Origin of the sequence: Chitinophaga sp. LS1 (assembly GCF_034274695.1) — a bacterium.
Lineage (GTDB): Bacteria > Bacteroidota > Bacteroidia > Chitinophagales > Chitinophagaceae > Chitinophaga.
Window position 1 is genome coordinate 5,545,380 of the sequence record NZ_CP128362.1, and the last position, 13,559, is coordinate 5,558,938.

General features: G+C 44.1%; 11 protein-coding genes. 6 read left to right on the plus strand and 5 right to left on the minus strand.

Annotated features, from left to right (window positions below; translation table 11 throughout):
- Positions 1–7: 7 nt before the first annotated feature.
- Positions 8–844, minus strand: coding sequence for a DUF2911 domain-containing protein (locus QQL36_RS22930; RefSeq protein WP_321566891.1), 837 nt, complete (start codon positions 842–844; stop codon positions 8–10).
- A 14-nt stretch (positions 845–858) separates the two neighbouring features.
- The gene (locus tag QQL36_RS22935; RefSeq protein ID WP_321566892.1) at positions 859–1,629 is read right to left on the minus strand and encodes a response regulator transcription factor; all 771 of its coding nucleotides are present in this window, start codon (positions 1,627–1,629) and stop codon (positions 859–861) included.
- A 40-nt stretch (positions 1,630–1,669) separates the two neighbouring features.
- Between QQL36_RS22935 and QQL36_RS22940 the strand changes: the two genes are divergently transcribed.
- The 4 genes from QQL36_RS22940 to QQL36_RS22955 all read left to right on the plus strand — a co-directional run bounded on the left by QQL36_RS22940 (position 1,670) and on the right by QQL36_RS22955 (position 8,316).
- Positions 1,670–2,314, plus strand: a complete 645-nt coding sequence (locus QQL36_RS22940) for a DUF1349 domain-containing protein (protein WP_083726793.1) — start codon at positions 1,670–1,672, stop codon at positions 2,312–2,314.
- Positions 2,315–2,318: 4 nt separating this feature from the next.
- Complete coding sequence (locus QQL36_RS22945; protein WP_321566893.1) at positions 2,319–2,687, plus strand: hypothetical protein; 369 nt, start codon at positions 2,319–2,321, stop codon at positions 2,685–2,687.
- Between the two features lie 65 nt (positions 2,688–2,752).
- A complete protein-coding gene (locus QQL36_RS22950) occupies positions 2,753–4,792 on the plus strand; it encodes a TonB-dependent receptor (RefSeq protein WP_321566894.1) in 2,040 nt (679 codons plus the stop codon).
- Positions 4,789–8,316, plus strand: coding sequence for a cobaltochelatase subunit CobN (locus tag QQL36_RS22955; protein WP_321566895.1), 3,528 nt, complete (start codon positions 4,789–4,791; stop codon positions 8,314–8,316). The genes QQL36_RS22950 and QQL36_RS22955 overlap by 4 nt, the downstream gene beginning before the upstream one ends.
- A gap of 11 nt (positions 8,317–8,327) precedes the next feature.
- Here the strand turns inward: QQL36_RS22955 and QQL36_RS22960 are convergent, their stop codons facing one another.
- Together QQL36_RS22960 and QQL36_RS22965 are read right to left on the minus strand one after the other, a co-directional pair.
- Positions 8,328–8,819, minus strand: coding sequence for a C40 family peptidase (locus tag QQL36_RS22960; RefSeq protein ID WP_321566896.1), 492 nt, complete (start codon positions 8,817–8,819; stop codon positions 8,328–8,330).
- 58 nt (positions 8,820–8,877) lie between these two features.
- Positions 8,878–9,072 (minus strand): hypothetical protein, encoded by a 195-nt coding sequence (locus QQL36_RS22965; RefSeq protein ID WP_083726803.1) that lies wholly within the window; start codon positions 9,070–9,072, stop codon positions 8,878–8,880.
- Between the two features lie 39 nt (positions 9,073–9,111).
- Between QQL36_RS22965 and QQL36_RS22970 the strand changes: the two genes are divergently transcribed.
- The gene (locus QQL36_RS22970) at positions 9,112–10,662 is read left to right on the plus strand and encodes a S41 family peptidase (protein WP_083726805.1); all 1,551 of its coding nucleotides are present in this window, start codon (positions 9,112–9,114) and stop codon (positions 10,660–10,662) included.
- Positions 10,663–10,785: 123 nt separating this feature from the next.
- Here QQL36_RS22970 and QQL36_RS22975 read toward each other — a convergent pair whose 3' ends face one another.
- Complete coding sequence (locus QQL36_RS22975) at positions 10,786–11,643, minus strand: helix-turn-helix transcriptional regulator (protein ID WP_083726807.1); 858 nt, start codon at positions 11,641–11,643, stop codon at positions 10,786–10,788.
- Positions 11,644–11,713: 70 nt separating this feature from the next.
- Between QQL36_RS22975 and QQL36_RS22980 the strand changes: the two genes are divergently transcribed.
- Positions 11,714–13,492: a cation-translocating P-type ATPase gene (locus tag QQL36_RS22980; protein WP_321566897.1), complete on the plus strand. Its 1,779-nt coding sequence runs from the start codon at positions 11,714–11,716 to the stop codon at positions 13,490–13,492.
- Positions 13,493–13,559: the final 67 nt, after the last annotated feature.

The window sequence follows — 13,559 nt, forward strand, 5'->3', positions numbered from 1 at the left end:
GGTTTAATTATTTACCTGCTTGCTTCAGGAACTCGTTGTTGAGATTAATATACTCCTGTATATTATCTTTCTTTGCCAGCTCAATACTCTCTTTGGAAGAAGCAATTGCACCGGCTTTATCACCAGCTTTTAGCTGCATCTTCGCTTTCCAGTATTTAATATAAAATACGTTCGGCTGTGCCTTGTCCATTTCATTGATCCATTCCAGCGCTTTTTTAGCATCTATATTATTGTCGTAATAATATTGTGCTGCCTGCATGTAAGGCTTCTTTTCAGTCGCCATAGCTGAATCAATGCTTGCCATGATCTCAACTTTCTGATCGACAGTCATGTGCAGTTGCACCTGTGTATGATCCCATGAAATGCTCAATACAGCAGCAGCCGGCTTTACATTTTCGAAAGCCATGGTGTAAGTTTCTACTGCATAAGGCAGGGTAGATGGCTTTACATCAAAACGCAACAGATCGTCTTCTTTGCTGTAGGAATAAGAACCCCACTGATTAGATTTTTTGCTGATGATGATCGTCCATTTATCTTTTTCAGGAATAGCGAACAGGCCATAAGTACCTGCTTCGATCTTGTGACCTTCTATGCTAACTGCATCTTCAAAGGTAATAGCAGGAATACCGTTCGCACCCAGTCTCCATACGGAACCGTAAGGTACCAAACCTCCAAAGATCTTACGACCGTTCATGTTTGGACGGTTGTACTTTAAAGTTACATCGTGAATACCTACTTTTTGTGTGATGCTGGTGCCGCTGCTGGCAGCTGGTACTTTCAAGGTTTGCGCATATATCCCGGTTGATAGCGAAAGGGATATAAGGGTGGTAATTATTGTTTTCATAGGGCAAATGTAGGCTAATTCTCTAACAGATGAATAGCATCCGCAATCCTTAAAGCCGCCATGGAGTTGTTCACATGGAGCTTTTGCAGAATATTCTGCCGGTGCCTGTTCACTGTATACACACTAATAGAAAACCGCGCAGCAATCTCCTTGCTGCTACTTCCGGTTTTGATCATACGCAGTACCTCTTTTTCTCTTTCTGAGAGAATATCATTGACCTGTTGCCTGTCTGGCAGCATGATCTTACCCGTTCTTGAATTCACGATCCGCCCGAAATAATTATCACTCTCTACCTGCTGTGGAGGAAAATTGTACAGGCATAGCGCCATCCATACACTGCCATTATCTGCACTCCTGATATAGAACATACGGTGGTGCACAGGTACATATTCATCCTGTGCATTCTGCATATGAAGAATACTGTTTACATAGTAATCGTATCGTTCATGATTCGGCAGATCTTTCAGCATATGAAAGAATTGAAGTTCCATCGCATGTTTCGCTTCCAGATCATCCGGCCGTATCCTGCTAAATAAGCCTTCTTCCCAGATAGAGTCGATCTCCGTTCCGATGTCCAATCCCATTGCTGCGCCTACACCACCGGAATAGATATAACTCCTGTTAGCCTTCAGGTCACTCAATACAGCTACCGCATTTTCGATACCCGCATACATCTTCGCGACCAACTGGCACTGTGCCAGCGGAGAGTCCTGTTGCGAAAAGGATTGCGTCAACAGCGTATCATTCAGTATATTTTGGTTAATATTAACCATTGCACCTTGCATAACCAGCATTTACATTTGCAAAAGTAATAATTCAACAAGTATGAAAAAGATTCTCTGGACCGTAGCTGCTCTCATCGCCATGCACACCGTATCTGCACAGACACTTGAGAAAATGCAGTGGTATAACGAACCCGCCAGATGGGATATTAAGGATAAGGCATTGACGATGTTCGTGACCCCGCAAACCGATTACTGGCGTATTTCCCACTATGGCTTTACCGTAGACGACGCCCCTTTTTATTATGCTGATTACGGCGGAGAATTCGAGGTAAAGGTAAAACTCACCGGCAATTATAAAGCACGTTTCGATCAGATGGGCCTGATGATCAGAACAGACCAGGAGAACTATATCAAGACAGGAGTGGAGTTTGTAGATGGTAAGTTCAATGTAAGCACTGTAGTGACCCACAAAACCAGCGACTGGTCTGTAACCACACTGGAAAAGGTGCCGCCGTTCATCTGGATCAAAGCCGTAAGAAGACTGGATGCAGTAGAGATCTTTTACTCTTTTGACGATGTGAATTACGTCATGACCCGCAACTGCCCTTTGCAGGACAATCGCCCTGTAATGGTAGGCATGATGGCTGCTTCTCCTGATGGACAGGGCTTCGAAGCAAAGTTCGAAAACTTTACTGTGAAGCATTTACCTGACCAGCGTCGTTTAGAGTGGTTGAATAAAAAATAAAACATTGTTGCATTTATTGGGGATGATCTTATATCTTTGCCGCGTGTCTGACAAGAGAAATATCATCTTCAAAAGATGTCTTGCCTGGTGCCTGCTTGCCTTGCTGGCGGTAGTACACAGTGTAAAGATGTTCCACCACCATGCGGTACCGCAGGGGGAGGGGCGACAATTGCAGATAATTTCTTTTCAGCAGCCCGGTCATCATTGCGCCATTTGCGACTTTCACCTCACCAGAGATGTGGAGGTACCGGGTCTGCCCACTTATTTCCCTCCTTTACTGCCTGTCGTACAGCAGTATGCTGCATATACTGCAGGTTTTATTTCCCTCACATCCCTTCACTACCCACTTCGCGGCCCGCCAGCAATAGCCTGACAATTCTTTTGTTTTTTTGACGTGAACACCCGTTCGCGCAGGGCTCATTTTTTCAAAATATTACAATGAAGTTGACTATACCCGGCATATTATTGCCGTTATTTTGCGTGCTCCAAACTCACGCGCAGACACCATTAAATGAAGTAACCGTCACGGCATCCGCCATGCCGGTAGAATTGCGAAAGATTTCATCCAGCGTCTCCATCATCAAGAGCAGTGATCCTGAGATGAAACAGATACAAACCATTGATGAGGCATTAAGATACATCCCAGGCGTTGCAGTAGATCGTAACAGGGGATTGACCACTACAGGTTCTCACACCACCGTAACCCTGAGAGGTACTGGCTCCGCAGGGCGTACACTGATCCTGAAAGATGGCATTCCATTAAATGATACTTACACCGGTGGGGTTTCCTTATGGAACAGCATTGCGTCAAACAGTATTGCAAGAATTGAGGTCGTACGTGGTCCCGGGTCTTCTATTTACGGTTCCAGTTCTATGGGTGGTACGATTAATTTAGTGACTGAAAATCCCCGCAAACAAACCACGTTCGGCGCAGATGTACGCTATGGATCTATGAATACTTTAATCGCCAATGTGAAAGCCGGTAAGCTCTTTAACAACGGCTTTGGTATTATCGCATTTGTAGAGTATAAGAAAACAGGTGGTTACCAATACATGGCAGATAGCCTTTGGAAAAGCTATTATCAAAAGCCAGTCATGGAGTTATTAAATGCAAATGTAAAGGTCGTGTATCAGCTGAATGAACGATCCAAACTGGAAGGTATCGTAGACCTGCACACTGAAAACCCCGCTTCCGGTACATCCATATTATATAAAGAGAAAAACAATGTAGCCAATTTCCTCCTGCGGTATACAGGAAAAAATAACTTGTTCGACTATAGCGCTTCCGCTTATTATAATCATGAGAAAATGAATACGGATGCGCTGAATTACAATACAGAAAAAGGTTCCTTTAGCACAAACTATTATACAACTAATGTGCCTGTTGATGTAACGGGTTTTATTGGAAAGATCAGCCGTAAAATAGGCGTAAATGACCTGACTATTGGCGGAGATATAAGATTAAATAAATTGTCTTCAGAAAAATACTATTACGGCAAAGGCAATCAAAACTATTCTGGCAATCAGAATTTCTATTCCTTATTTATAAATGATGATCTGTCTATAGGCAATTCCCTGAATTTCAATGTAGGCTTGCGCTGGGATAACTGGCACAATGACAATGGTAAATTCTACGATAACCAAAGTGGTACACCTACGGCTATTCACTACAGCAATGCTTCGTCGTCAGTACTGTCTCCAAAAGCAGGTGTAGTATATCGTATCACTGACCAGTTCCGGCTTAGGGCTGTATATGCCATGGGATTCAAAGCGCCCAGTATGTATTACATGTACAATTCGTCACTGCTGGGTAGTACTTTCCGCTTAGGAAACCCGGATCTGAAACCTGAGCGGATGGTGTATTCTGTAGAAGCAGGTGCTGATTATACCATCGGTCAGGTGCTGGAAGTAGCTGCTACTGCTTACACTTCCCGCTATAAAGATTTCCTGGATGCGGTTCTCATAGATGCTTCAAAGGTGCCCTCATACTTTGATCCGGGTTCATGGGCTGTACGTCAATACATTAATATCGGCGCAGTCCGACTCTCAGGTATAGAGGCATCTGTACGTTACAAAGTGGCACCTTGTCTCACCACGATACTGAGTTATTTCTACAATGACTCAAAGATCCTCAAATACGAATCCAATACTGCCTACGAAGGCAATGAAATGGACGGCAACCCGCATCATCGATTGGATGGCGGTATAGCATTTTCAAAAGCCAAACTCTTTGATGCAAGTGTTTGGGTAAGGTATGCCGATAAAAGTTACGGTGATCTGGAAAATACCAAAGCAAGAGAGCTGGCAGCTACCACTGTATTTGATATAAGGGTCGCAAAACAGATTGCAAAATTCAATGTATATGCCAATGTTTTGAACCTCTTTGATAAGTTGTATTACGGCTACTATGGCTCTGCTACCAGTTATTATTATGCACCCCGCCGCTCATTTAATGTAGGCTTATCTTATAATTTATGAAGAAATCAGTGATCCTGTTATGGGCAATGCTATTTACCACAATTGTATCTGCCCAGGTAAAAGTAAGTCTGGTCCTGTCTGACAATTTTAGTCAGACAGGGGCCAGGGTAAAGGAATTATTGTCGAATGACTGCAATATGCATGTATTCTCCACTGCCTCTTATGATAGTGCACAGGCGGTATGGCTGGGGCAGTCTGATCTTATATTTGTATATATACATGCCTCATCGGTATTCGAACAGGTGCGCCCACAAATAATAAAGGCGGTCTCACATGGCGCGAAAGTTTACGTACTGGGCACCACACCCGATGAGGAAAGCTATAAAAAGGACGGTGTCATCTTCAACCAGAAGGTTTTGAGCTACTTTGCGCAGGCCAGTCTGGAGAACCTTAAAAACATGGTGCGCTTCTGCCTGAACAAAGATTTCAAAACCAACTTAGATTACAAAGACGTGATCCGCTATCCGGAGAATGCGATCTATAATCTTACCACCGATTCAGTATGTGGTAGTTTTGAAATTTATAAAAATACCTACAAACATTACAAACCCGGCCAGCCCTGGATCGGCCTCTATAGTTTTCGTTATGAGTTCCTGACAGGGCAACATGGATATATTGATAAACATGTGGAAGCACTGGAAATGGCAGGGTACAATGTTATGCCTTTCTTTGGTTTCCCGATGGTAAATGCATTGAAGCAATTCGGTGCTGAACTCAATCTGCTCATCACAGCATCTACCTTAACAGGATCGTCTACAGAAGCGTTACAGGAACAGTTTGCAAAAATGAAGATCCCTGTTATCAGTATCATTCAATTAGATGGCAGTTATGAAGATTGGGCACATTCTAAGACGGGTCTCAGTATCTTTGCAAGAGGGATGTACCTGAGCAGACCTGAACTGACAGGACAAATACAACCCACTGTCACCAGTAGTCAGGAGTTAATGAATGGCATCGTAGAAAAAACCGTCATTCCGGATCGTGTAAAACGCCTCGTAGACAGGGTGACAGCCTTGATCAACCTGCAAAACAAACCTAACAAAGACAAACATATTGCAGTCGTATATTATTCCAACCCTCCGGGAAAAGATAATGTAGGCGCCAGTTACCTGAATGTATTGCCTGCCAGTATGGAAACAATTCTCCATAGAATGCAGCAGGAAGGATATAACTTAGGTAGTGATAGCTTGTCTGTATTCAAAGATGTAATGAAACAGGGGCGGAACATCGGTACCTGGGCACCTGCCGAAATAGATCGTCTTGTGAAATATGGTCATCCCGTTTTAGTTTCCATGGAAGAATACCAGCAGTGGTTTGCCACCCTAAGCGTATCTTTCCAGAAACAGGTGATTGCCAAATGGGGGGCGCCTGCATTTTCGAAAATCATGACATGGCGCGATGCGGAGGGTAAGGCTTACTTTGTATTACCTGCTGTGCAATATGGCAATATCATGCTCCTGCCACAACCTGCCCGTGGCTGGGATCAGGATGTAAATACCATGTATCATGATATTACATTGCCACCACATCACCAGTATATCGCATTTTATTTGTACCTGAAACATAAATACCATGCAGACGCGCTCATTCACTTAGGTACACATGGTACCCACGAATGGCTGAGTGGGAAGGAAACTGGTTTGAATGATGATGATGCGCCCGAAGCACTGATCAATAACATGGTGAACATTTATCCCTACATCGTAGATGATGTAGGTGAAGGCTTACAGGCAAAAAGAAGAGGGATGGCCATAGTTATTGATCATATGACACCACCATTTGATAGTGCAGGGTTAAACCCGAAGATGAAAGAATTAGGAGCGCTGATCAATGAATACATGGCTGCGAAAGAAAAGAGCGAGGTATTGGCAAATGCAAAACTAGCAGCCATCAAAGCACTCAGTGTCCAACTTTCCCTTACAAAAGAATTTAATAAAGGCATTCAATCGCTTGAACATTTTGTGCAGGAAACAGGCGAAAAACAAACCCCCTTTGGTCTCCATACTTTCGGTGTTTCTCCACCTGATACCAATCGCAATGTCATTGCCAGTGGTCCAGCCGAGATGAATGCACTCATGGATGCCCTTAATGGCAAATACATCGCCGCAGGGCAGGGGAATGATCCTATTCGTAATCCTGCATCCCTACCTACAGGTAGGAACTTTTATGCTTTCGATCCGGCTAAACTACCCTCTAAAGATGTATACAAAGCCGGTAGTGAGCTGGCAGAAGAACTCATTGCCCGCTGTGATACTTTTCCTGAAAAGGTCACATTCAATCTTTGGTCTACAGAGACGATCCGGCATGAAGGCGTGATTGAATCACAGATATTACGGCTCATGGGGGTAGAACCTACTTACGATAGCTTCGGGCGGGTAAGCGGTGTAAAGCTTTCGCAGTTGAACCGTCCAAGAGTAGATGTAGTCATTATTCCATCTGGTTTATACAGGGATATGTTCCCTAATCTGATGGAACTTTTAGACAAAGCTGTCTCTCTTGTGAAAGAAGCGGATGAACCGGATAACTATGTACGCAGGCATATTTTAGCTACCCAACAAAGACTAAGAGCCAGCGGTATCAACGACTCCCTCGCTGCCAGACTCGCCGCTGTCAGAATGTTCTCCGTACCCAGTGGCGCCTATGGCACCGGCCTCGATGATGTAATCCAATCCTCAGGTACCTGGAATGATGAAACACAGGTATCCGATGTATACTTTAACAGGATGAGCCACTTATACGGCCAGCATTTCTGGGGTGATAAAGCTGAGGCGATCGATAGTAGCTTACCACACAACCTTAGTATGCAACTGATGAAAAGCACGCTCTCCGGCACAAAGGTCGTAGTGCACAGTCGCTCCTCAAATCTCTATGGCGCATTGGATAATGATGACCTGTTCCAATACCTTGGAGGTGCTGCGATGGCTATCAGGGCGATCGATGGTAAATCTCCGGCCGTGGTTATTTCTAATCTAACAAAAGGAAAAGGTGTACAGGAATCACTGGATACCTACATCAGTCAGGAATTGCAGAGCCGGTACCTGAATCCCAAATGGATAGACAAAATGTTGCAGGAAGGCTACGCCGGAGGCAGAATGATCAATAAAGTGGTTGCGAACGTATGGGGTTGGCAGGTCACCGTACCCGAAGCTATTGATGAAAATAACTGGCAGCAGTTCTACAATACCTACATCAATACCCGGCGCAAAAAACAATTTGCTGAAGGGCATAATTTATATGCTTATCAGGTGATGATCTCCCGTATGCTGGAAGTAGTGCGGAAAGACTATTGGCACCCCGATCAATCGGTGACTAAAAATCTCGTAAAAGAATATATCCAGACCATGCGGGAAACTGGTCTGTCATGCAATGAAAATGTATGTGGGAATGAAGCTTTGTCAGCTTTTGTAAAAGGACAGATCACCAATCAGAAAGACCTGGATGATTTCAAGAAAATTCAGCAGAAGAGCCAGCAGAAAGCACCAGCTACACAGTTACAGTTTCAGTCAGAAAAGCCGGGGTTATAACCCGGCTTTTGCTATATATACCTGATGATCTTTACAAACCGTCCCATATAATACTTATCAAGTGGGGTCTCCGTTACACCATACGCCTTCCCTGACGTAGAATGAATAAACACAATACGGTCACCTACCTGCGTAATAATTCCCATATGCCCAACAGTACGTACTGTACTATCAGTGCCTGTGAATAAGATCAGGTCTCCGGGTTGCGCTTCAGCCAGTGCAACAGGTCTGCCTTCATTGGTAAATCCCACGCTGCTCCGGGGCACATCGATCCTGAAATGATTAAACACATACGTAATAAATCCGGAGCAATCAAAACCTACACCGGGATTGGCCGAACCATATTTATAAGGGGTGCCTTTCAGTGTTTTGGCAAAGCGGAGGACCTTGCCAGTCAGGGTAGTAGTATCTACAGGTGCTACGATGAGCGTAGAATCAATGCCCCGATCTTTGGGTGCATCATTACAGGCTAAAACCAGGGATAGCAATAAGGTATTCAACATAAGTATAATGGCAGGGCATACGGAGATTATCCTCTGTATGCCACTGCTGTAAATATACTTATTTTTTATCATCTTCCTCATCTTCCTCCCCATTATCAGGCAAATCGTTATGTGACGCCATTTCTTCTCCCACTTTGCGTACAAGCGTAGAGATCGGTCCGTCCATATGTTCCTCAGGATGGCCTCCCGTGGTTTCAGGATCGGGTTTTACTAATGGCTCGTCTTGTTTCTTTTTGGGATCTTGCTGTATCATATCACATCGTTTTGTTGCAATGATTCAGGTAACAAAATCATGCCTACATTTGTAGCTATGAAAAATGTACTGTTATTGCTCCTGTTATTCCAGCAGGGGGTAAGCGCACAACTTATAAGAAAAGATAGCCTTGAGCGCTACAATAAAACCCTGAATCCCGGAGAAATGAAATCTGACCTGACCATCTTCCTTAACATCCGTAAGGCGGCTAATTCAGGCCTTTATCGCTATCGGTCACAAAAGCAGATAGACAGCATTTATAAATGGGCATTTAAGGAGGTTAAAAAGCCTATGACAACGCTGGAATTTTTCCATATTATTCTGCAACTCACAGATTTTGAAGGTAGTTGTCACAACTATACCGAACCCGGGTCAGCACTGGTGGAATATTTAAATCGCCAGAAAGCCTTTTTCCCTTACGCATTGAAATACATAGAAGGAAAAATAGTCTTCAATAACAGCGGTGAACAAATCCCTGTTGGCGCTGAAATATTGAGTATCAATGGTGTTCCGGCGCAACAACTGATGCAATCCTTTTACAAATACTGCACTACCGATGGCTTTAATATCACTGAAAAACAATCCAATAGCGTAGATAGAAGTTATGGTATCAGGTACCTCTATGAATATGGTGTAAATGATAGCTTTAAAATAGCTTACCGTGTGCCCGGTAGTAATCAGTCCCAAACTATCACTGCTGCTGCCATCACAAACGATGAACGGAATGCTATGTTTCCAAAACGCTATAGCGCCCCGGTAGATAGTATTACTGACTGGCGGGTACAGCCTTCTTATAGTTTTAAAATGGTCAGTCCGAATACGGGGCTGTTCAATTTCCGTATATTCAATATGGCGGATGATGATACGGATCCCCGTTTCCCCGGTTATGTAAAATACCTCGATAGTGTCTTCCGGTTGCTGGCGCAAAATAATGTGCCCAATCTCATCATTGATCTGCGTGGCAATCCCGGTGGTAGCGACCCGACCTTCGAACAACCGGTAATGTACCTGACGGATTCAAATTTCAAAGAGAATGCAGTAGCCTATAGCATTTTGGGAGACGGTATCCCATATGAACAATACTTCTGGGGCACTTCCACTTCGCATAAAATGGATTCGGTGGAGAAAGTAGAGGGCAAGATTTTTTTAAAGGATTATTTTCCTGTTTTAATAAATGGGCGAAATATGCAGAACCCCAAATACAACCCTGTCTATCATCCAAAAAGTCCCGGTTATAAAGGTAAATTGTATATGCTGATTGATGAAGGTGTCGCTTCTGCGGGTTCGCACATGGCATCGCTGGTGAAAGCATATGCAAGGAATGTAACAGTAGTTGGAGTAGAGACGACGGGCGGGTATTATTACCACAATGGACACATGCCGCTGGTCTATGAATTACCGAATTCAAAGATCAGGTCGAAGTTTTCAATCGTGCATGTAGAGCAGGATGCGGTGGTGAAACCTGATCAGCCGGAGGGTAGGGGTATTATTCCTGATTATACGGTATGGCCTACGTTTGAAGGCTTTATGCAGAACAGGGATACGCAGATGGAATATGTTTTAAAACTGATTAATAATGGAGGTATTTAATCTTAAAAGCACGGCTCAAAGTATACCTGGTTAACCTGGTAAAAGTGAGGCCGAAAGCATTCCCCCTTCAGGATGTAATCAAAAAGAGTATACCAGTTCATTTACAATACTCAAACGATACACTCAAGGAAGTGATAAAAAAGCTGTCTTCCTGAACTGTCCCGCTGTCAGACCTTCCTGTCGTTTAAACAATTTATTTAAATGACTTTCGTCTGTAAAACCTAATTCCTCTGCAATCTGGGAAATAGACAAGCTGCTATACCTGAGCCGGCTTTTAGCCAGTTCCAGTTTATAATCCAATATAAACTGCCTGATGGTTTTGCCTGTTTTTTTATTAAAATAGGCACCGATGTAATCTTTCGAAAGATTGAAATGTGCAGCTATGCCATTCAGGCTGATCTTCTCGTTGTCATATATATTATGCTGTATAAACTGGGTCATTTCGTATCCGGCAGATTCTACCTGTACAGGGATTTCACTTGTTACAGGCTGCTGGGCATAGCGTGCGATGATATTTAACAGTAAAAAAACAAGATTTTGGAGCACAACTTCCCTAAAAATGCCATTTTGCTCCCATTCTGTCACGATCCTTTGGATGAGTGAACCGGAAAACTCCCTGTCAGCTTCATTTAACCCGATGAACCCCTTAAAATGTCCGGCGTGTTGAAAAATATATTCCAGCTGGCGGAAGTAATGACTCAGTTCCGGTTTGTCGTAACCGATAGGAGAATTGCGTCCGAATAACGCTGCTGTAAAATCAATAATTACGAAAGAAGACCTGCTGGCTGCCAGAAACGCGTGTTTGTCTGCAGGGTTGAGGAGGAACAGGTCCCCTTTGCCATAAGGGAACTGATTATCATTGATTAAATGCATACCACGACCATCCTGTATAAAGATGATCTCAAAACAGTCATGCCTGTGCATGGGGGTGTGATCAGCAAAATACTCCTTAATAGCCAGGGCAAAGTCACTTTTAATCATGCCTGAAAATTACGGAAATATCTTCGTTTTTTACCTGTTTTAGGAAAATGCCCCTGGGTACTTTTGAGCCATGAAATATCATTTATCCGATCTTATCCGGATAGCAGGCGCCGCCCTGGCGCTGGCACTATCCCTGTCCGGTTATTTGCCGTACATCATTATCCCTGTTGCAGCCACCCTGATTTGTGGTTATCCTATGTTTAAAGAAGCTTTTGACGCTATCAGGGAGCGTCATATGACCATGGAGCTCTCGATGTCGATAGCCGTACTGGCTACGCTGCTGGTAGGGCAGTATACAACAGGGTTGGTCATTACGCTATTTGTCCTCGTTGCCGAATTACTGGAACACCTGATTGTAGATCGTGGCCGCGATGCATTAACCGGGTTGGCTGCATTGATGCCACAAACCGCTAAGGACCTGCAACCCGGTGATACAGTTGTTGTAAAACCAGGGTCACATATCCCGGTGGATGGTATTGTGCTCAAAGGGAACAGCTTTGTAAACCAGGCCGCTATTACAGGAGAATCGTTGCCGGTAGAAAAAAGCATCAATAGCGAAGTATTGGCCGGAACCATCAATCAGGATGGCGTACTGGAGATCATTGCGACCAGTGTTGGGAAAGATACCATTTTTGGCCGGATTATAGGCGTGATGGAATCAATCCAGGCCACTCAGTCCCCCATTGAAAAAACAGCCGATAAACTGGCCGCAAGGCTCGTTTATTTTGCTCTCGGAGGTGCGTTGATCACCTACCTCGTCACACATAATATCAATGCTACCATCTCTGCGCTCGTAGTGACTGGTGCCTGTGGTGTGGCAGCTGGTACGCCACTCGCTATCTTAGCAGGTATTGGTCGTGCGGCCCGCGAAGGCGTAGTCATAAAAGGGGGTGTTTATTTAGAACAACTGGCGCAGGCAGATACCGTTATCTTAGACAAAACAGGCACTTTAACATTGAATAAAGCTGTAGTCACAGACGTTACCAGCTTTAACGGCATTGGCAGAAACATGCTTTTGACCTTGCTTTCCACCGGTGAGCAACATTCCGATCACCCATTGGCAGCGGCTATCATGGATGCTGCAAAGAAGGAAGCTATCCTGCCTGTTGACTATGACACGTATAATTACCTCCCAGGAAAAGGGTTAGAATTTTCCCGGCAAAATACCAGGTACCTGATCGGGAATGCAGGTCTTTTTACTGAAAACAATATCAACTTACACGCTGCAGAACAATGGTTGGATACAGCCCGTCAAAACGGAGAATCAACTGTTTTAATCGGTAATGATCAACATATTTTAGGTGGCGCCCGAATCATCGACGTTGTTCGTTCCGAAGCGTGCGAAGCCATTTCTGACCTGCACGATCATCACTTAAGAACCATTTTATTATCTGGAGATAATGCAGCCAGTGTGGCGGGTATAGGTAAAAGCCTGCGCGTAGACGAAGCCGTCGGCAACCTGCTGCCTACAGATAAATTAGGGTACATATCAAGTCTGAAATCCCGTGGCCACAAAGTCATTATGGTTGGCGATGGCATCAACGATGCGCCAGCCCTTATGGAAGCCAATGTCGGCATTGCCATGGGTACCAGTTCCCATGTGGCTTTCGAAAGTGCAGACATGGTGCTCACGAACAATGACTTACGAAAAGTGGCTACCGCTATTGCGATTGCTAAGAAATGTATGAACGTGATTCAGTTTAATTTCTGGGGGACCATCATTGTAGATGCTATCGGCATTGTACTGGCTTTCCTGGGGTATTTGAGTCCCATGACAGCCGCAATGATTCATGTAGGTTCTGAATTGATTTTCATTCTAAATGCTGCACGGTTATTTAGAAAAGGGTAAAGCGCTATATTGATCGCCTGTTGTTATATTAATAATGTGGAACGTCCTGTTTCCGCTGGCATTGCTA

Excerpts from the sequence above, each read along its gene's own strand:
- QQL36_RS22975 (WP_083726807.1), bottom strand. The coding sequence starts at position 11,643 with ATGATTAAAAGTGACTTTGCCCTGGCTATTAAGGAGTATTTTGCTGAT.
- QQL36_RS22935 (WP_321566892.1), bottom strand. The coding sequence starts at position 1,629 with ATGCAAGGTGCAATGGTTAATATTAACCAAAATATACTGAATGATACG.
- QQL36_RS22930 (WP_321566891.1), bottom strand. The coding sequence starts at position 844 with ATGAAAACAATAATTACCACCCTTATATCCCTTTCGCTATCAACCGGG.
- QQL36_RS22950 (WP_321566894.1), top strand. The coding sequence starts at position 2,753 with ATGAAGTTGACTATACCCGGCATATTATTGCCGTTATTTTGCGTGCTC.
- QQL36_RS22965 (WP_083726803.1), bottom strand. The coding sequence starts at position 9,072 with ATGATACAGCAAGATCCCAAAAAGAAACAAGACGAGCCATTAGTAAAA.
- QQL36_RS22940 (WP_083726793.1), top strand. The coding sequence starts at position 1,670 with ATGAAAAAGATTCTCTGGACCGTAGCTGCTCTCATCGCCATGCACACC.
- QQL36_RS22955 (WP_321566895.1), top strand. The coding sequence starts at position 4,789 with ATGAAGAAATCAGTGATCCTGTTATGGGCAATGCTATTTACCACAATT.
- QQL36_RS22960 (WP_321566896.1), bottom strand. The coding sequence starts at position 8,819 with ATGTTGAATACCTTATTGCTATCCCTGGTTTTAGCCTGTAATGATGCA.
- QQL36_RS22980 (WP_321566897.1), top strand. The coding sequence starts at position 11,714 with ATGAAATATCATTTATCCGATCTTATCCGGATAGCAGGCGCCGCCCTG.
- QQL36_RS22970 (WP_083726805.1), top strand. The coding sequence starts at position 9,112 with ATGCCTACATTTGTAGCTATGAAAAATGTACTGTTATTGCTCCTGTTA.